Annotated in this window: 16 protein-coding genes; 6 read left to right on the top strand and 10 right to left on the bottom strand. The window is 47.0% G+C overall.

Annotation, left to right across the window (positions count from 1 at the left end; all coding sequences use genetic code 11):
• Positions 1 to 40 precede the first annotated feature (40 nt).
• The 6 genes from rodA to MY523_RS00560 form a co-directional block, all read right to left on the bottom strand.
• Complete coding sequence (gene rodA, locus MY523_RS00585; protein ID WP_250656873.1) at positions 41 to 1,189, bottom strand: rod shape-determining protein RodA; 1,149 nt, start codon at positions 1,187 to 1,189, stop codon at positions 41 to 43.
• On the bottom strand, positions 1,182 to 3,140 hold the full coding sequence (mrdA, locus tag MY523_RS00580) for a penicillin-binding protein 2 (protein ID WP_250656872.1): 1,959 nt from the start codon (positions 3,138 to 3,140) through the stop codon (positions 1,182 to 1,184). The genes rodA and mrdA overlap by 8 nt, the downstream gene beginning before the upstream one ends.
• Positions 3,141 to 3,227: 87 nt before the next feature.
• On the bottom strand, positions 3,228 to 3,698 hold the full coding sequence (rlmH, locus tag MY523_RS00575; protein WP_250656871.1) for a 23S rRNA (pseudouridine(1915)-N(3))-methyltransferase RlmH: 471 nt from the start codon (positions 3,696 to 3,698) through the stop codon (positions 3,228 to 3,230).
• A gap of 56 nt (positions 3,699 to 3,754) precedes the next feature.
• The gene (gene rsfS / locus MY523_RS00570) at positions 3,755 to 4,096 is read right to left on the bottom strand and encodes a ribosome silencing factor (protein ID WP_250656870.1); all 342 of its coding nucleotides are present in this window, start codon (positions 4,094 to 4,096) and stop codon (positions 3,755 to 3,757) included.
• Between the two features lie 104 nt (positions 4,097 to 4,200).
• Positions 4,201 to 4,893: a nicotinate-nucleotide adenylyltransferase gene (nadD, locus tag MY523_RS00565; protein ID WP_250656869.1), complete on the bottom strand. Its 693-nt coding sequence runs from the start codon at positions 4,891 to 4,893 to the stop codon at positions 4,201 to 4,203.
• 68 nt (positions 4,894 to 4,961) lie between these two features.
• Positions 4,962 to 6,218: a glutamate-5-semialdehyde dehydrogenase gene (locus MY523_RS00560; RefSeq protein ID WP_250656868.1), complete on the bottom strand. Its 1,257-nt coding sequence runs from the start codon at positions 6,216 to 6,218 to the stop codon at positions 4,962 to 4,964.
• A 201-nt stretch (positions 6,219 to 6,419) separates the two neighbouring features.
• Between MY523_RS00560 and MY523_RS00555 the strand changes: the two genes are divergently transcribed.
• From MY523_RS00555 to MY523_RS00545, 3 genes are read left to right on the top strand one after another with little or no spacing between them, the layout of a single operon-like run.
• The gene (locus MY523_RS00555) at positions 6,420 to 7,481 is read left to right on the top strand and encodes a GGDEF domain-containing protein (RefSeq protein ID WP_250656867.1); all 1,062 of its coding nucleotides are present in this window, start codon (positions 6,420 to 6,422) and stop codon (positions 7,479 to 7,481) included.
• A gap of 21 nt (positions 7,482 to 7,502) precedes the next feature.
• The gene (locus tag MY523_RS00550) at positions 7,503 to 8,546 is read left to right on the top strand and encodes a GGDEF domain-containing protein (protein ID WP_250656866.1); all 1,044 of its coding nucleotides are present in this window, start codon (positions 7,503 to 7,505) and stop codon (positions 8,544 to 8,546) included.
• Positions 8,546 to 9,997 (top strand): bifunctional DedA family/phosphatase PAP2 family protein, encoded by a 1,452-nt coding sequence (locus MY523_RS00545; RefSeq protein ID WP_250656865.1) that lies wholly within the window; start codon positions 8,546 to 8,548, stop codon positions 9,995 to 9,997. The genes MY523_RS00550 and MY523_RS00545 overlap by 1 nt, the downstream gene beginning before the upstream one ends.
• A gap of 159 nt (positions 9,998 to 10,156) precedes the next feature.
• On the opposite strand, the gene MY523_RS00540 is transcribed toward MY523_RS00545, so the two are convergent.
• Both MY523_RS00540 and MY523_RS00535 read right to left on the bottom strand, forming a co-directional pair.
• Positions 10,157 to 10,732 (bottom strand): LON peptidase substrate-binding domain-containing protein, encoded by a 576-nt coding sequence (locus MY523_RS00540; RefSeq protein WP_250656864.1) that lies wholly within the window; start codon positions 10,730 to 10,732, stop codon positions 10,157 to 10,159.
• Positions 10,732 to 11,256, bottom strand: coding sequence for an acyl-CoA thioesterase (locus MY523_RS00535; protein ID WP_250656863.1), 525 nt, complete (start codon positions 11,254 to 11,256; stop codon positions 10,732 to 10,734). Before MY523_RS00535 ends, MY523_RS00540 begins: the two co-directional genes overlap by 1 nt.
• A 185-nt stretch (positions 11,257 to 11,441) precedes the next feature.
• On the opposite strand from MY523_RS00535, the gene MY523_RS00530 reads away from it, so the two are divergent.
• Positions 11,442 to 12,248 carry a potassium channel family protein gene (locus MY523_RS00530; RefSeq protein WP_250656862.1) on the top strand — a complete coding sequence of 269 codons (807 nt, stop codon included), beginning with the start codon at positions 11,442 to 11,444 and terminating at the stop codon, positions 12,246 to 12,248.
• Between the two features lie 3 nt (positions 12,249 to 12,251).
• Here the strand turns inward: MY523_RS00530 and MY523_RS00525 are convergent, their stop codons facing one another.
• Positions 12,252 to 13,532, bottom strand: a complete 1,281-nt coding sequence (locus MY523_RS00525; RefSeq protein WP_250656861.1) for an HDOD domain-containing protein — start codon at positions 13,530 to 13,532, stop codon at positions 12,252 to 12,254.
• A gap of 507 nt (positions 13,533 to 14,039) precedes the next feature.
• Here MY523_RS00525 and ilvD point away from each other — a divergent pair.
• Positions 14,040 to 15,884: a dihydroxy-acid dehydratase gene (gene ilvD, locus MY523_RS00520; protein ID WP_250656860.1), complete on the top strand. Its 1,845-nt coding sequence runs from the start codon at positions 14,040 to 14,042 to the stop codon at positions 15,882 to 15,884.
• 172 nt (positions 15,885 to 16,056) lie between these two features.
• Here ilvD and MY523_RS00515 read toward each other — a convergent pair whose 3' ends face one another.
• Positions 16,057 to 16,560, bottom strand: a complete 504-nt coding sequence (locus MY523_RS00515; protein ID WP_250656859.1) for a dihydrofolate reductase — start codon at positions 16,558 to 16,560, stop codon at positions 16,057 to 16,059.
• Positions 16,561 to 16,801: 241 nt separating this feature from the next.
• Between MY523_RS00515 and MY523_RS00510 the strand changes: the two genes are divergently transcribed.
• Positions 16,802 to 19,981, top strand: coding sequence for a methyl-accepting chemotaxis protein (locus MY523_RS00510; protein WP_250656858.1), 3,180 nt, complete (start codon positions 16,802 to 16,804; stop codon positions 19,979 to 19,981).
• Positions 19,982 to 20,019: the final 38 nt, after the last annotated feature.

The following is a 20,019-nucleotide window of genomic DNA, read 5'->3' as shown; positions in this document are numbered from 1 at the left end:
GTCTCAGGGACGAGCTTATCAGGATATTTAAACGAAAACGCTATTTATCGAGCATTTTCTTGTGGGTGTGGATAGACATTAGAACACCAAAGGCTGCCATCAGCGTCACGATCGATGTACCACCATAGCTTACCAAGGGTAACGGAACACCTACAACAGGCAAAATACCACTTACCATGCCTATATTGACAAATACATATACAAAAAATGTTAACGTTAAGCTACCTGCGAGCATTCTGCCAAAAGAGTCCTGTGCTTTTATCGCAATGTATAAGCCTCGTGCCACTATCAGCACATAGAGCGAAATCAGCAGCACGACACCGACAAAACCAAACTCTTCGGCGAGCACGGCAATAATAAAATCAGTATGGCTTTCCGGGAGAAAGTCTAGCTGGGACTGAGTGCCTTCCAGCCACCCTTTGCCAGTCATGCCCCCTGACCCTATGGCAGTCTTAGACTGAATAATATTCCAGCCGGAGCCCAGCGGGTCTTTCTCAGGGTCGATTAACGTCAGCACCCGCTGCTTCTGGTAGTCCCTCATGACAAACATCCACATAACAGGTACCAGTGCAGCTATCGACGCGATAAAGCCACCTACAAGCTTTCCACTAATGCCAGCCAACAGCAACACAAAGATGCCAGAAGCAGCTATCAGCAGTGAGGTACCAAGATCCGGCTGTTTAATAACCAGAACAACAGGCATAAAAATAAGTACCAAGGACCCCAGTACATGTTTGAATCGGGGCGGCAAATAGCGCTCGGATAAGTACCAGGCCACCATCATCGGAACCGCAAGTTTCATGAATTCTGACGGCTGAAAACGAGGTAAACCCGGCAACTGTAGCCAGCGCTGGGCTCCTTTTGCTCCCGTCCCCATCACCAAGACTGCCGCCAATGCAATCAGCCCCATAGCAAACAGCCAGGGAGCCCAACGGCGATACACGCTCGGGTCCAATTGGGCAAACACGATCATCACCACAAACGCGAGCATAAAACGCATCGCTTGCTTCTGTACATGAACCGCGCTCTCTCCACTGCCGCTATAAAGAACAAAAAGACCAACTATGGAGAGTATTAAAATAAGCACCATCAATATAGGGTCAATATGCAACCTGAATAACAAACTAGTTCTGTTTTTCAGGTGATAGTCCCCGCCAGGGAGTTGACGCAGAAATTCTTGATTAGCCATGATTATGAAGGCTCTCCGACGATACCAATTGAGGCTCTAACCGCTCATGGGCAGGGGCGAGGTCAAGCGTTGCGTCGCTAGCCGCACGTTCTTCCTGTTCTTGTTCAGGAAAGCCCAACACCCAGGCATCAAATACTTTCCGCGCTACCGGAGCCGCTGCACGACTTCCTCCTCCGCCATTTTCTACTATCACAGCAACCGCTATTCTAGGCGCAGTAACAGGGGCAAAACCAACAAACAACGCATGATCACGATGGCGTTCTGCCAATGCCTCGGCATCATATTCCTCGCCCTGCTTTATTCCGACCACCTGCGCGGTGCCTGTTTTCCCAGCCATTCTGTAGGGAGCATTTCTCGCACTGCCTCTGGCGGTTCCTTTTTTGCCATGCATAACGTCTTCCATCGAACCCAGAATGTAATCCCAGTCATCGGGGTTATTCAACATAACATCAGGCGGATCATTTTCATGCATGCGAGGAATTTCAATCTGCTCGTCCGGGTTAGTTCCTTCGGAGATTTTCAGTGCCAGATGGGGACGATGCCACCGCCCCCTATTAGCTAATACTGCCGTTGCCGTCGCGAGTTGCAGCGGTGTTGCAAGCATAAAGCCTTGCCCAATCCCCATATTTAAGGAGTCACCCGGAAACCATGGTAGCCCTTTGGTGCCCCTCTTCCATGCACGGCTGGGTAAAATCCCTTTCCGGTCTTCATCGATATCCACGGCTGTGCGACTGCCAATCCCAAACTTATCAAGGTAGAGTTCCATTTGGTCGACGCCTAGTTTAAACGCCATGCTATAAAAAAAGGTGTCGCACGACTGTACGATGGAGTCGTATAAGTCGACGATTCCATGACCGTATTTTTTCCAGTCACGATAGAAGCGCTTATCATTTTTTAGCTGATACCAGCCTGGGTCTCGAATCTTGGTCTGCCGATTAACCGTTGCAGTATCCAACCCTGCCAAACCAATAATGGGTTTGATAGTTGAGCCCGGTGGATACTGCCCTTTGAGCGCACGATTAAACAGGGGAATATCAAGCGAGTCGCGCAGGGCGGCATAGGACTTATGATCAATGCCTGTTACAAACAAGTTGGGGTCAAAGCTTGGTGTACTCACCAGCGCAAGAATGCCCCCAGTTGACGGTTCTATCGCGACCACCGCCCCCCGCTGACCTTGCATTGCATCGATCGCCACCTGCTGGAGACGCACATCAATACTCAGCGTAATATCCCGCCCCGGCACCGATGGCTGCTGGTCCAATACTCTTAACACTCGCCCTCGTGCGTTTGTTTCAACCGTCTGATGCCCCACTCTGCCATGTAAAACATCCTCATAGAACTTTTCAATACCGAGCTTTCCGATATAGTTAGTAGCAGAATAGTTGGTGGCATCAACCCGCTTGAGTTCTTTTATATTGATCCGTCCAACATACCCAAGCATATGGGCCATCATCTCACCATGCGGGTAATGTCTTACCAGCTCTGCTTCAACCTCAACCCCTGGCAAAAGGTGCCTCTGCACCGATAGTTTAGCGATCTCTTCTTCTGTGAGCTTGGATTTCAGCGGGACGGGTTCATAAGGCTTACGACGGTTTTTCAGACGTTTGTCAAAGTTCTTAATCTGTTCTTCGCTAAGCTCAATAATGCTGCCGATCTGTGCTATCGTCTGATCCAGGCTCTCAACTCTCTCTTTGACAATTGAGACACTGAAAACCGGCTGATTATCAGCTAGCAAAACGCCATTCCGATCATAAATGAGCCCTCTAGTAGGCGCTACGGACTGGAGCTGCATTCTGTTTTTGTCTGAGAGAGTCGTATAGTGGTCATAATCAACCACTTGAAGATAATAAACACGAGATACCAGGACGACCGCCAGCACGATAATAAAGAACATCGCGAGGATTGCACGGAAGGTGAATATCCGTTTCTCCTTGATGGGGTCCTTTAACATTCTACTAGTGTTCAATGTTTTGACCTGCGATGTTTAAACCTGTGATACTTCAGCGCGCTATTTTTCAACCGGGTAGCCTTTTGACCATTATTGTCTGTGGTAGGGGTGATTGCGCGTAATGCTCCAAGCACGATAGAGCTGCTCAGCGAGTAGTACTCGTACTAACGGGTGAGGAAGTGTTAAGGGAGATAACGACCATTGCTGGTCTGCCCTCGCCCGACAAGCATCAGACAGACCGTCAGGTCCCCCAACCAGCAACGCGACATTGCGCCCCCCCATTTGCCAGTTTTCTGCCTGTGAGGCTAACTTTTCAGTGCTCCAGTTCCGGCCATTGACCTCTAACGCAATAACATAGTCAGACGAGTCAACGGATGCAAGCATCTGCTCGCCTTCACGCTTGATAACCCGCTCAATATCAGCATTTTTTCCGCGCTGGCCCAAGGTTACCTCAATCAACTCAAGCGAAAACTCAGCCGGCATGCGGCGTGCGTATTCTGCATACCCTTCATTGACCCATGAAGGCATTCGAGTTCCTACCGCTATTAGTTTTATTTTCATGAGTCGACTACTTAATAGGTATTCAGGCTTGGGCCGCTATATCACTAAAACAGGGCTCATTCCGCAACAGCATCAGGCGCATCAATCCAAAACCGCTCAAGGTCATAGAATTCACGAGCGGCAGGCATCATCACATGAGCGACAATTCCGCCCAAGTCAACCAATACCCAATCGGCGCCTGCCCCACCTTCAATTCCGAGCGGCCGAATACCGTTGCTTTTGACCTCATCAACAATGTTATCAGCAATTGATTTCACATGACGGTTAGATGTTCCAGAGGCCACTATCATATATTCCGTAACGCTGGTTCGTTCTCTGACATCAAGTACATTAACGTCTTTGGCCTTCATATCATCCATCGCTTTTACTACGATGTCTTTTAACTGTTCACTTTGCATATAGTTTTCGTCTGGAAGAATCTTGTAAGCCCTATACTCACTGGACCAATCTCAAGTTCGACAGTTTACGTCCTCTGGGAGGTTAATATTAATTACTTGGTTTTCTAACCGTGATAGCCATACAGCTGATTATCACAAATATAACGCCAAACACGATCGGGTACCCAGTACCTGGCTGAATGCCCTTTCGCTATTGAAGTTCTGACTTTTGAGCTTGAAATATCGAGCTGAGACAGCTCTAGCGGCAATATATACCCCGCAGCACATTCAAACAATGATTCAATTTTTTCGGTTCTACAATTATTAACAAGATTATTCAGCTCACCGGAAGTGGATAACCTCCAGCCAGGCCGGCTTAGAACAATTATATGGGCTAGCTTTGGAATTTCCAGCCACTGGTGCCAACGGGCAAACCCGTTAAATGCATCTGCGCCCATCACCAGAACAATCGGTTCGTCATCGCCAAATTGCTGCCTCATCTCTTTCAACGTATCAACAGTATAGGACGGCCCCTGCCTGGTGATCTCACGCTGATCAACAATTAACGCTGCATCGCCATCAGTCGCCATAGTTAACATCTCCACACGTTGCTCAGACGTTGCCCCCGGTTCACCGCGATGAACCGGTTTATAACAAGGAAGCAGGTGAACATCCGCGCCTGTCACTGCCTCAACAGTCTGACAGTCTGGATTATTCACAGATGTTTGACAGGAACCAATGAGTTCGCTTAATTCCAGGGCCATTCTCAAATGCCCATGGTGCACCGGATCATAAGTGCCGCCCATAATAATCTTCATGGCAGGCTCTTATAACCAGGAGAGCGCAGTATCAAGCGACTCATATAGATAGCTAACTCTTAGTGCGCTCACTGGCGAATATGACCATCACCGAACACGACATACTTTTGCGATGTCAGACCATCCAAACCAACAGGTCCACGAGCATGGATTTTATCAGTTGAGATACCTATCTCAGCACCTAAACCATACTCAAAACCATCAGCAAAACGAGTCGATGCATTGATCATCACTGAGCTGGAGTCAACCGCAGTAATAAACTGACGACCACGAGTGTAGTTCTCAGTAATAATCGAGTCAGTATGGTGAGAGCCATACTTATTGATATGAGAAATAGCTTCTTCCATACCGGAGACGATTTTGATAGACAAAACCGGGGCCAGGTATTCAGTCGACCAATCATCTTCTGTTGCTGAGTTGATATCAGTCAGAATTCGTCGCGTTGCATCACAACCTCTCAGTTCAACCCCTTCCTGCTGATATTTATCTGCCAGCATGGGTAAAACAGATTCAGCAACGGGCTCATCGACCAGCAAGGTCTCCATCGTATTGCAGGTGCCGTAACGATGAGTTTTTGCATTGAAGGCAATATTCAGAGCTTTTTCGCTATCGGCATCACGGTCAATAAACACATGGCAGATGCCGTCCAAGTGTTTAATTACCGCAACCTTGGCTTCTTTGCTCACTCTCTCAATCAAGCCCTTACCACCACGAGGTACGATAACATCAACATACTCGGGCATTGTAATCAGTTCACCGACAGCAGCTCTATCTGTTGTTTTGATAACCTGTACAGCGTCTTCGGGCAAACCGGCTGAGCTCAACCCCTGACTGATGCAGTCTGCCACAGCCTGATTAGAGTGTATCGCTTCAGACCCTCCCCGCAAAATGGTGGCGTTGCCAGATTTTAGGCACAGGCTGGCTGCTTCAACCGTCACGTTGGGGCGCGACTCATAAATAATGCCAATAACGCCAAGGGGTACGCGCATTTTGCCTACCTGAATACCCGATGGCATGTATTTCATATCATCAATAATACCCACAGGGTCTGCAAGGGAGGCTACCTGCTTAAGCCCTTCGATCATGGTATCGATACGTGCTGGCGTCAACTCCAGGCGATCAAGCATTGCCGGTTCCAAACCATTCGCCCGACCGTTTTCCAAATCAAGTTCATTTGCCGTTGCGAGTTTTTCCCGAGCATTATCCAGTGCTTCAGCCATTGCAAGCAGCGCACGATTTTTTGCGTCTGTGCTAGCCTGAGCAATTTGAGCTGATGCTATGCGGGCCTTTTCACCCACTTCCACCATGTATGCTTTTACATCCATCGCCTGTTTTCAACCTATAAAGCTGCTACATTAAACGGTATCGGATAAAAATTAAGGTCTTAGACGTGTTCTGAGAGCAACAATCATTTATACGATACGCCAAAAGAGGTTATTATAACCTTCTGAACCGATGACACCAACGTTGAATTAAGGAACGGCGCCTGCATCCTTAATTGTTAAAGGATAATAACAAAGATTAATATGCCTCAGACTGACTTAAGTTACACCATGCGCACCAATAACTACATCACGCGCACCAATGCCTACCTATGTGGAGCAGCGATCACCATACTGTTGGCGCTTACCGGGCTTTTTAGCGGGCAGATTGAAGGTGCATCTGCTGCCTTGGTTTTTTCTGTCTTGCTTACCATGAGCGGCCTTACTGAAAAACGTCGCTCGCAGGAAAAAGAGAGCCAGAAACTTCCAAGCGGCAACCCCTGGGTTCACCTTACAACGCTGTTTTTAGCGGTAGTCACTTTACTAAGCACCGTTCAAAGCGAATACTCTGCCAGCTCGTGGAGCTACATTTTTCCTATGCTGCTGTTCTTCTTTTACCCATTAAAGGCAGCCGCTATAGCCGTCTCGCTCTACAGCATATGCTTAATCATTCTGCTAACCCAAATGAGTGAGGGCACAGCCAAACAGGCGCTACTGTTCAATTACCTGCTATGCTTGGCGCTCACTGCCGGTTTTGTTTTTCTTCGCGAAATAAAAGATCGCCAGTTAAAACCTCTAAGACGCACAGATAACCTCACCCAAGCCTCTACCAAAGAACATCTGAATGATGATCTCACCAAAGAAATTCAACGTAGCGAAAGAGAAGGAACAGATCTGACAGTCATGGCGCTTGCCATAGATGATAAAGGTTTTGATCAGGTCGATGCTGCCGACCATGACGCACTGCTAAACAAGCTTGGGCATGTACTGCACGAAAACCTTCGCGCATTCGATAGTTATTATCGCTGGCAAGACCACGAGTTTCTGATCGTATTTCCGTATACCAATACGCAAGACGCAATGAAAACAGCTGAAAAACTGCGACTGAACATCAAAGATTCATTAAGCGATGCGAAAATGACCATTACTGTCAGCATCGGAACCGCGAGCCTAAATGTTGGGGACAGTGCGGCGTCAATGCTTGAAAAGTCACTCTCTGCCCTCCATCAGGCACAAAAAAGTGGGCATAATAGAGCCCGCTCCTACATAGACTCAGACATTGACATCATTGATAAAAAAAATAATCCAAATAAAATCGATAATTAGAAACCACAAGGCATATTAAGGATGAGCGACTTCCAGCTTAAAAACATTACTCGAGCCGTATCTTATGGCCTCACGGCTGTGTTTATGTTTTTTTTGGCAATTCAGAACTACCGTTATGGGTTCTATGAGCTCGTCTATACCGCTGCACTTCTGGTTCCCCTGTTTGGCTTTGGCATTGCGTACACATTTGCACAGCGATATTTTGAAATAAAAGACTACGCTCACCTCATTCTTCTTGGCCTAATGGTGGTTTTAGTCGCATCAAATATTGATGCACAGTCAACCGATGCGACACTCTGGATTTACCCTGTTGGTTTGTTAAGCTATCTGATTCTGCCATTTCGTGACTCCAATATATTTAATGGTGTCGTGCTAGCATCCGTCACCCTGCTCGTTGCATACCAGCAGAACATCTACAATGGCCTGCTGTTTTTTACCAGTTACCTTCTGGTTAGTAGTGTTGCCGGCATTTTTGCCTATCTTCACCATCACAAAAACCGCACACTTATTGAGTTATCGCTTCACGACCCGCTCACGGGTGCATACAATATGAAGCACTTGGACGACACACTCACAAAAGAGATCAGCCGCTCTGAGGTTACAGGAAACACGCTGTCACTCATTGCCGTAAGGGTTGATTACTTTGATCAGTTTACAGATGTTCATGGGAATAATGCGGCAAAGGAGCTAACCATAGAACTTTCCAAGCTGCTCGGGGGCATCATTCGCGCGGGTGATAGTCACTATTATTGTGAAGGCAGCCTGTTTTACCTGCTCCTTCCCAACACGCCACAGGAAGGCGTATTGATCATGGCCGAGCGTGTACGCAGAACGGTTGAAGAGACTCAGTGGCAAACCATCGGAACAATGACCATTAGCCTTGGGTGCACGACCTCAAACAATAGTTCCACGACCCCAAACAATAGTTCCACGACCCCAAACAACAGTTCCACGACCCCAAACAACAGCTCCACGACGGCAGAAAGTTTAAGAGAGCAAGCCCACGTCGCACTCAATGATGCGGAAACCAACGGACATAATCGAGTTAGCCACCACACTCAGTAATGGACATTACCAGTATTCAACCTCTGATTGATGCACTGCAGGCCCATCAAAACTGGGTCGCGTTTGCGATATTCATCATCTCATTCATCGAGTCTCTGGCTATCGCAGGGGTTATCGTACCCGGCGTCATGCTTCTTTTTATGGTTGCCGCTATCGCTGGGGGCAACGTTCTATCCATCGAGGCGTCCCTTTTCTGGGCATTTTTTGGCGCAGTATGCGGTGACGGACTGAGCTATTATTTAGGTCGTCATTTCAAGGATTCAATTGCCTCTGTATGGCCTGTTCGCAGCTACCCCAAACTCCTCAGTAATGGACAGGTTTTCTTCAAGAAGCATGGCGGGAAGAGCGTATTGATTGGCCGCTTTGTCGGCCCTATTCGTCCTGTACTGCCGTTGATTGCCGGCATGCTTAACATGTCACCCAAACGATTTTTTATATTTAATGTTATTTCTGCAATTGGCTGGGCGCCTGTTTATATATTGCCCGGCTATCTTGTAGGGGCATCCATATCGCTGGATATTCATCTCCCACCCCACTTTTACCCGGTGTTGCTGACCGCACTTGGAGTGCTTGCATTCACTTATCTGTTGTTTATCCGCCTTCAATGGGAGCTACAGGACAAAAGCCGCAGCTATGACTATTTGAAAAAGTGGGTAACCCGCTACAACATAACACACCAGTTTTGGAGAGCATTTTCCAGCAAACGAGCAGATGGAGGGGAGTTCCCACTGCCTTCGCTAGTCCTTGCAATATCAACTCTGGCACTGTTTGTTCTTCTAGCACTGGCCGTTACAAACACACAGTGGTTTGATGCTTTCAACCACCAGACATCTACTTTTTTTGCACTGCTTAGAAATCCCTTTTACGACCCGGTGGTAATTGGGATTACATTGCTTGGGGATCCAAAACTTCTCTATATTTCGTTTCCTATCTTCGTGTCATTGTTATTTTTCAGAGGCTACTATGCCGCCGCCATCCACATAACCTTGGCGGGTATTGCAACCTCTTTCGTGACTATCGGATTGAAGGACTATTTTGCTGTCCCCAGACCCGACTTGGTAGTTAGTGGGCCTTCTTCTTACGCATTTCCAAGCGGTCATACCAGCGGAGCCGTAGTTTTTCTCGGGCTCATTGCCGCGTTTATTGCTCAGGAAGTTCAGCAAAGAAAACGTTGGATGGTCTACAGTTTATTCAGCATCCCCATGTTAATGATAGGTATTAGCCGATTATATATAGGGGTACACTGGATGAGCGACGTTCTGGGGGGGATATTGCTGGGGTTATTTATCTGCGCGCTAACCCGGGTCAGTTATAGTCGCTTTGACAGACAACCGATCTCTATCGATTTTTTCACTATTTTAGCGGTGGCCGGATGGCTGATCTCAGCAATGCTATACGTTAGTATCAATCTACCTGAAGCACTTAGTAACTATCAACCTCTTAGTAACTAGCACCCCCTTAATAACTGGCAACCTCTTAATAACTGGCAACCTCTTAATAACTGGCAATCTCTTGATAACTGGCAATCTCTTGATAACTGGCAACCTCTTAATTACTAGCCATCTATCAATAATTAGCAACCGCTACAAACGAGTCTCTGATTAATCCGCTTATTGCTCCATCAGCGTTAACAAATACTCTATTTGCTTTAAGCGCTCAAACGGATCTGTCAGCTCAAGTAAAAACTGTTTCTCTTGTTTTGACAGTGGCAGTAGCTCAACTAATCGCCACCCAACTTGTCGACCATCAGCATAATCGATATCCATATTCAGCGCTTTAATAGCGGGGTGCCGTGTTAGCTGTTCCAGTAACGTAGCTAGCTCCAGATACTCATCCGGCAGGCTTAGATACTCTTCTTCCATCAAGTGTTCTATCCGGCCACTGTATAGACCATCCGTGCCTTGAGAGAAATGAGTTAAAAACACCTTGGATGTCCCTTCAACGGTAATACCAAGTAAGCCACTTTCGAGTTTTTGGAAATCAATCAATCGAACGTAGGTGCCAATATTATAAAAATCACACGACCCGCTAACTTCGTCCCCTTCTTTAATCAGCACCACGACAAACCCCCTATCGGTTTTCATACACTCAGATAGCATATCAAGGTATCGGGGCTCAAATAGCTGAAGGGGTATTCTACCCTTTGGGCACAACACTGACTTTAAAGGGAACAGGGGTGTTTTCATTAACTTGATCGTTTTTCCAGTTGCTCAATAAATCCGGCCGGAATGGCCGCACTCTTACGCACAGCATAGTCAAAAAACACAATCCCTGTTTTTGCCACGGCAATAGTTTCGCCACTTTTTACATTATTATGTACAGTACTGCCACTGCCTGCATCACAACTCACACCACTGCGATCATCTTCACTCTTTTCAGTTTTCGCAACCGTCACAGTGCGTATCACCTGGTATATAAACTGGCAACTTTTCCGGGAAATATCCTCTACCGCAATATCAAATTTGAGATTGTCACCATAAAAAGCTTCATTTCGATAGCTAATGGCCAAATCCGCTACCAGCGTGCCAACACCTTCAATATCTAGCTCGTCATAACCCAACGAACGAAAAAATTGAATACGGGCTTCGTGGAGCATAGTGACCATACTGTCATGTCCGAGGTGACTACCTTGATTTACATCTCCTATTCGCACTGGCAACTCAGTACTAAAGTGGGTGAATTCCGGGAAACTGATCTCAACTCGTGACATATTTTCATCCTGTTTATAATACTTCAAACCACTCAATACTATATTTTTCAAGCGCTTTAGTCTTTCGAAAACACTAAACCTTCCAAAAATCCTACGCGTCCCAAAATACCAAGCCTTCCAAAACAGCGAAAGAATATTCTGCTACCATTATAAAAACAAACCTCTTATATGACCCTAGTTAATTAATGAACAATCAGTCTTTTCCAAGAGTTATTGGCTTAGCGGGTGTAGATCGCAACGAAACATCAGCCGCCCTAAAATATGCAGGGCACCTTGAGTGGCCCATGGTACTAATGGCGATTTGGATCGTTATCGAATGGTATCTTCAGGCTAAAGGCGCGGTTCCCCCCAATTTTGTTCTCATAACCGACTGGATTATCTGGGGCTTTTTCTTATTTGAAACCGTGTTGCTTACGACCCTTGTGCGAAACAAGTCTTACTACCTGATCGGCAACTGGGTCAACCTGGTCATCATTATCCTGGGGTTTCCTGTTCTGTGGGAGGAGTTCCCCGCTGCTGGCGTGCTTAGGTCGCTTCGCCTCATCGTCATGGCTGGTATTCTTATCCATATTTCCAGTACGGCCCGTCGAATCCTGGCAAGGAACCATCTTGGTACAACGCTGATGATTGGCTTTGTCATCACCGTCATGGCGGGGTTTCTCATTGCAGGACTAGACCCGGCAATCGACACTCCCTGGGACGGTATATGGTGGGCATGGGTCACGGTGACCACTGTAGGTTACGGGGATGTCGTTCCGGTCAGTACCGAAGGCCGATTATTCGCCTCATTCCTGATATTGATGGGAATCGGTATATTTTCTATGCTGACCGCGAGCTTTTCCGCGTTTTTTGTTTCTCGCGACGAAAAAATGGTTATTCAGAGAGAGCAACAGATTCTCGCAAAGCTTGAGCTTATCGAGATGAGACTGCATAAAATAGAAAAAGAGGTCAGCCATGTTGCAAAAGCGCAACAGGAAACCAGCGGCAAATAACCCTTAGTCTACCCTGAAGTCATCCCCCAGCACATGCTGAATCTCTTCAATTTTGTGCCGCGCTTCAACCATCACCTTTAAGCTTCTCTCTGGAGTAAGCCCCCCACTTGCCAGTTTCCGAAACGCTGGCACCTGGCTGAAAGGAGGGAGATCATTGCGCTTAGGGCAACCAATTAATGCATGCATCTGTGCGACAATAATGATGTCTGCGTAGCCCGGCTCATCGCTCCCGGAATCATACGTCCACTCTTCTGCTTTCGAAACAACTTCGATCAGGTCGTTAGGAAACCCCCAATGCTCAAGAATCGTGCACCCGATTTCGCCCCTTAACTCATCAACAGCATCTTTCAGCGCCGTTTCATCTGCGTACAGTTCGGGAAAATTCTCCGCATAAGAGATGACCGGTATAGCGCCAATATCATGTATCAAACCAGCGAGCATTGCATGGTCTTTGTTTAAACCCGGCGTCAGCTCAGCCAACACATAGGCAACCGATGCTACCTCTCTCGAGTGCTGCCACAATGCAGTCATTGCTTGCTTAAGCTCGGCCTTTTTACTTCTAAATAACTCCCTCATTGAAAAGACGGTTACCAGCTGCTGTGTTGTTTGCACCCCTAAGCGAACCACCGCATCCCGGCACGACGACACATCATTGAAACCTCGGTAAAGCGGACTGTTACATGACTTTATAAGCTTCACCGCCATCGCCGGATCAGCATTAACAACCCTGGCAATATCATCGGCAGATGTTTCATCCTTATCTGCTATCTGCCTTATTCGGTAAGCAACATCGGGCAAGCTGGGCAGCGTGAAGTTGTTTGACTTTAAGTCGTGGTAAAAACTCATCAGCACTTTATAAGTGCCCTCGTCCTCTTCAGAGCTTTCATCGGAAACCGAAAAGTCATCCCCGGCCTCATAACTATTTACTGGAGCCTCTTTAAGCAAAATATTGAGGACATCCTGCTCAATCACCAAAAAATCAACATCAGTAACCGCCTTAACGGTATATTGACGAGGCTGAAGGTGAGCGATAGCGGCATCTGCTTTATCTGACCCCGCCTCAATCGTTCTTGTTCTTCCATCTGGCGCTTCCAGTTCTATCGTCCCGCTCAACAAAAAGTAATCATGATGATCCAGGCTTCCTCGCTCCAATATAACTTTTTTCTTTTTAAACGATGAAAAGTGGGCTTTATGCGCGAGCAGTATCCTCTGGTTTTCAGATAACCGATCAAGAGGACGAAACTTTTTTAAAGCATCAGCATTGAGTTTGATCGAAGCGTGCATTAAATGAACCTATTCCTTAGATATTGGTATGCCTAATCCTGAAATCAGGGAAACATGTCTCAGCCATATGGATGTATTAACCACATCTAGCAACGAACGTCGTCATGCTATCGGCTCAGTCGTGCCATTAACTTTAGTCAGAGTAACAAAGGGTTACGCAGAAGTATTGCCGTTTTCTGACGTAAAAGGGATTATCCAAAAGTTTAACAGGTATTCCATTGATTGCATCAAAGTATTCACATTGCTGTGGCAATAGAGAGTTAAATCCGCCGAATATCTCTGGTATGCTTGCTAGATATAAATATTCACTGAGATCTTTGCTCGGCGTTACGAGCGCAGCATAGACAAGGCAAAAAATGACGAAAGAGCGCAACTTATAGGTAATAAGTCCCGGTCGACCCAGGAGAGCGCACAATTTTGAGCCATTTTTTAACGCTGTATTTGTAAGCGCAGTAGCCGTGCAGAAATCTCAAACTATTTTATCGACCGTTTTACTGGAAGTGTCTAATGCCAATATATCGCTCAAAAACCTCTACCGCAGGCCGAAACATGGCTGGCGCACGCGCTTTATGGCGTGCCACAGGAATGAAAGATGATGACTTCAAAAAGCCAATCATTGCTGTCGCCAATTCGTTCACTCAATTTGTTCCCGGACACGTTCACCTAAAAGACCTTGGACAACTGGTGTGCAAAGAGATTGAAAAAGCCGGTGGTGTCGCAAAAGAGTTCGACACTATTGCGATAGATGACGGTATAGCAATGGGCCATGACGGCATGCTTTACAGCTTGCCGTCGCGAGACCTGATCGCTGATTCAGTCGAATACATGGTCAACGGGCACTGCGCCGATGCACTGGTTTGCATCTCGAACTGCGATAAGATCACACCGGGAATGGTCAACGCAGCGCTGCGGTTGAATATTCCTACCATCTTTGTATCTGGCGGCCCAATGGAAGCGGGTAAAACCAAACTATCTGAACACAAGCTCGACTTGGTTGATGCGATGGTTATTGCCGCTGACCCTGATGCCGATGATAAGACGGTTGAAGAGTATGAGCGAAGTGCCTGCCCGACCTGCGGCTCATGCTCCGGTATGTTTACTGCAAACTCAATGAACTGCTTAACCGAAGCCATCGGCCTTTCGTTGCCTGGCAATGGAACGGTGCTCGCCACACACGCTGACAGAGAACAGCTATTTCTGGATGCTGCCCGTCATATTGTCGATATCACACGCCGTTATTATGAAGAGGATGATGAGTCTGTATTACCCCGCTCCATCGCCAGTTTTAAGGCATTCGAAAACGCAATAACCCTTGATATCGCAATGGGTGGCTCAACCAATACCATTCTTCACCTGTTGGCCGCAGCTCAGGAAGCGGAAGTTGACTTCACGCTTAAACATATCAACGAGCTATCTCAGAAGATCCCTCAATTGTGCAAAGTTGCACCTAACTCTCCAGATTACCATATGGAAGACGTTCATCGCGCAGGCGGGATAATGGGCATTCTTGGTGAGCTTGATCGTGCCGGCCTTCTCCATTCAGATTTACCAACAGTGCACTCCAAAACCATGGCCGAGGCGCTTAACAAGTGGGATATTATGCGCAACAATGACCCTGCCATTGCTGAATTTTATAAAGCAGGCCCGGCTGGTATACCCACTCAAACGGCGTTTAGTCAAAGCACTCGCTGGCCAAGCCTTGATGGCGACCGGGAGACCGGATGTATTCGTTCCAAAGAGAACGCCTACTCTCAGGAAGGCGGGCTTGCCGTTCTCTACGGAAATATTGCCGAAGATGGCTGCGTTGTCAAAACCGCCGGTGTTGATGAGTCAATCCTGCTATTTAACGGCAAGGCACGGATATTTGAGAGCCAGGATGCGGCGGTTGAAGGCATACTCAATGATCAGGTACAGGAAGGCGATGTTGTCATCATACGCTACGAAGGCCCTAAAGGCGGCCCTGGTATGCAGGAAATGCTTTATCCAACAAGTTATCTGAAGTCAAAAGGCTTGGGTAAGGCTTGCGCATTGCTAACAGACGGGCGCTTTTCTGGTGGCACCTCAGGTTTATCCATTGGCCATGCATCACCTGAGGCTGCATCTGGTGGTGCAATAGCATTGATTGAAGAAGGGGATGGCATCACAATCGACATTCCTAATCGTACAATCAATGTGAATATTAGTGATGAGGAGTTGGCCGCCCGACGCACCGCGATGGATGCCAAAGGCAAAGATGGCTGGAAACCCGCCCAACCAAGAAAGCGTAAAGTATCAGCCGCGCTAAAAGCATACGCCATGCTGGCCACCAGTGCTGATAAAGGCGCTGTTAGAAATCTGGATATGCTGGATTAACCTCCAGCCTGCCTGATAGTCGTGATGAAGTAAAACGCAATCAACGATGCCTTTAGAGACCAGTATCCGCTATAAGGCTACTAGGTATTCTATAGATAACACCCTTGATTTCGGTCGTACCTCCCTTCATCACGGCTACAAACATAGGTTAACACCCTACTTTCTTATCACCCTACTTTCGATCATAAACAATAAAGCTATAATCGTAAGGGTTTGGGTCCTCGGCCATAAAGTCCTCTCTGGCGGACTCTTCCCACTGATCCCAGTCCACATCGGTAAACCAGGCATCGCCATCAACTTCAGCATGCACTTTGGTCAGATAAATTCTATCGGCCAGGCTCAATGCCGTTTGGTAAATTTGATCCCCCCCAATAATCATTACTTCATCAACACCATCAATCAGTGCCGTTGCCTCTGCTTTAGAAAACGCATCTTCAATCGTATGCACCACGGTAACACCTGGGTGACTCCAGTCAGCATTACGCGTAATAACAATATTCAATCTACCCGGCAGAGGCTTACCAATCGATTCAAAGGTTTTACGCCCCATAATAACGGGCTTTCCCATAGTAACGGATTTGAAATATTTAAGATCATTCGGCAAATACCAAGGTAGCTTATTGTTTCTGCCAATGACCCGGTTTTCAGCCATCGCAACGATAATCGATTTTTTCATTGTAGTGAGTAAGCCCCTATAGATTTGTGGCAGGTGATGTTTTCATAACTATTAATTTATATTCGTATTTTACCTTACCAGACGGGGCAATAAACCTCGCACATCAGAAATTTATGTCTATTCTTAAACTAATTCCTTACATAGACAAAAAGTACAAACGGGGCTAAGTGGGCCAACCATCTTTGCCCCCGCGGACGTCTAGTATAGTTTGAAAATTAGTTAGGCTCAGGAGCCAGGTCACATGAAAATCAACATGCCGGTCACCGATAACGAGGTTAATTTCGATGAAGGTGACACCCTTGTATCAACGACTGACCTTAAAGGTACTATCACCTACGTTAATCAGGAGTTTATTGATGTCAGTGGTTTCTCCGAGGCAGAGCTGATAGGCCACAACCATAACATAGTCCGTCATCCAGATATCCCACCTGCTGCATTTGAAGACTTATGGGGCACGCTTAAAGAGGGAAAGCCCTGGGTTCAGGTACTGAAAAACCGCTGTAAGAATGGCGATTTTTATTGGGTAAAAGCCAATGTAACGCCGGTTTGGAAAGACGGTAATATTGTTGAGTACATGTCTGTTCGCTCGAAGCCGACCCGAGAAGAAATTAAAGCGGCAGAAATAGCTCTCCAAAAAATTAAAGATGGAAAGCTCGGTCTAAAGAATGGCAACCCGGTCAAGACCGGAATCGCATCGGTTTTGGCTAAATTTGGCAATATTAAATTGGCTCACCAGTTCATCGTACTGGGAGTCATTTTCGCTTTTTTAGTAGCGGTTATCGTCGCAAAACTGAGCATTCAAAAGGAAAACGTAGACTTTTCATCAAAAGAGCTGTTAGGTGTGGAGTACGTAAAGCCTTTACGATCACTGCTTGAGCTAGCACCACAACATAGAGGCATGACCAACGCCTATCTCAAGGGCAATACCGGTTTTGAAAGCCAAATAAAACAGCGACGAAAAGATATCGATGAGGCGTTTTCACAAGCATTTCAGGTTGATAGCCAGCTCGGTGAGTCACTCAACACAACGCAGCACCTGAATGCTCTCTTCGAAGAGTGGAAGTCCATTAAGTCATTGGCTTTTTCACTCACACCTGGACAGAGCTTTGCCCGCCATACTGAGTTTATTGATGATATTCTGCAACTGATTATCTATGTGGGCGACACATCAAATCTGGTCCTGGATCCCGACCTGGACAGCTCTTATAACATGGAGCTCATCATCAACCATATACCTCAATTAGTTGAGTTTATGGGGCAAGCCAGAGGGTTAGGAGCAGGCATCATTGCAGAAGGCGGCGTGCCTAGTGCGGCCCAGCAGCAACGAATAGATGAGCTTACGATAGCATTAAATATCACATTCAAAGCTGTAACAAAGTCCTACAAAAGTGCCGCTACAGCAAGCCAGGAGGTCGCCAGCGCCCTTGGAACCCAGGAAGGCGAAGCAGAGGCAGCCATCACTGAATTTATTACTGCCATCACTGCGGTTCGTGATGGCCGTTTCAGGGGCGACTCGCAGGCATTATTTCAAGCAGGCACCCGAGCGATAGGCGAATCGTTCGCACTCTATGACCAATCGGCCAACTTATTGGAAGCACTACTGGAAAGACGTGTAGATAGTCTTTCGTTCACATTCTACCTGCTTTCAACACTTACGGCTTTGTCAGTGCTTCTAGTCACGCTAATTGGCATTACAGTGAGCCGAAAAACGCTCAACACCATCAAAGACAGCTTAACCAACCTGGCTGCAATCCGTAATGGAGACTATAGCCAGACACTTGAGATGAACGGCAACAACGAGCTGTCTTCGCTCACCCGTTCCATTACCACCATGCGGATTAAGAATGGCTTTGATGTTGAAGACAGTGCCAAGCGAGCAGCTGCCGCGACCCGCGTGCGTCAGGCGCTGGATGTATGTAATACCAACGTGATGATGGCTGATTCTAACCTGAATATTATCTATATGAACAACGCGGTTAAGCGCATGTTCAAAGACGCAGAAAAAGACCTTCAGAAAGACCTAAGCGAATTTGACGCCGAGAAATTAATGGGTGCCAATGTCGATATATTCCATAAAAACCCGACACATCAACGGCAAATGATGGCGGCACTCACAGACCCGTATGAAACAACGATTAAAATCGGTGGGCGGACTTTCACTCTGGTTACAACGCCTGTGTTTGGTGACAATGGCAACAGACTCGGAACGGTTGTTGAGTGGGAAGACCGAACCAATGAGGTGGCGATCGAAAAAGAGATTGATGCGATTGTTGAGTCAGCATCCCAAGGCGATCTATCTAAACGCATTTCACTTGATGACAAAGAAGGGTTCTTCAAAAAACTCAGTGTTGGGCTCAACGAACTACTTGAAAGCTCTTCATCCTTTGTTTCAGATATTGGCCAACTATTCGCGCAGTTAGCCGAGGGCGACCTGACAAAATCCATCGAACAAGAGTACGATGGCGACTTTCAGCGCATCAAGGAGGATGCCAATAGCACAATCAGTAAACTGACTGAGATCATTACACAAATCAGAGAGGCTGCAAATACGGTACATACTGCCGCAGATGAAATAGCCCAAGGCAATACTGACCTCAGCCAGCGAACAGAAGAACAGGCCAGTTCGTTGGAAGAAACAGCCTCCAGCATGGAAGAGATCACCGCTACGGTTAAACAAAGTTCTGATAATGCAGGTGAAGCCAACCAACTTGCTACCGATGCAAAAAACAAAGCCGAGCACGGTGGTGCAATCGTTCAAGAAGCCGTTGAAGCCATGAAGGAGATACTCACGTCGAGCAATCGCATTAATGATATTATCGGCGTTATCGATGAAATTGCATTTCAAACTAACCTGCTCGCCTTGAACGCAGCCGTAGAAGCAGCAAGAGCCGGAGAGCAAGGCAGAGGGTTTGCAGTGGTGGCAGGTGAAGTTCGCAACCTGTCAAAACGCTCAGCTGATGCCGCGAAAGAGATTAAAAACCTCATTCGAGACAGTGTTGTTAAAGTAGAAACAGGCTCAAATCTGGTTAATGAATCGGGTGACACGCTGGGGGCAATAGTTAACGCCGTAGACCGTGTTGCCAGCATGATCAACGAAGTAAACAATGCTGCGGCAGAACAAACCTCTGGCATCGAGCAGATTAACCAAGCCGTTGCCCAAATGGATGAAATGACGCAACAGAACGCAGCATTAGTGGAAGAAGCCTCTGCAGCCAGCGAGGCAATGTCTGAACAGGCGTCGGGAATGAACAGGTTAATTGGTTTCTTTAAAGTGGGCGGGTACATATCAGCAGAGCCCATTGAGAACACATCACAGCCCGAAGCGATAAAGTCCTACCAACCACGGTCTTACGAGAGTAAAACAACCGGTAACGGAAACGCAGCATCATTTTCAAATGATGATGACTGGGAAGATTTTTAACAGGGATATCAGTAGAAATCTGTAAAAAGGGAGCCGCA

The sequence above is a fragment of the Alkalimarinus coralli genome, from assembly GCF_023650515.1.
GTDB lineage: Bacteria > Pseudomonadota > Gammaproteobacteria > Pseudomonadales > Oleiphilaceae > Alkalimarinus > Alkalimarinus coralli.
Note: the sequence above shows the minus strand (reverse complement) of the source record. Positions and strands in the feature narration are given on the sequence as shown.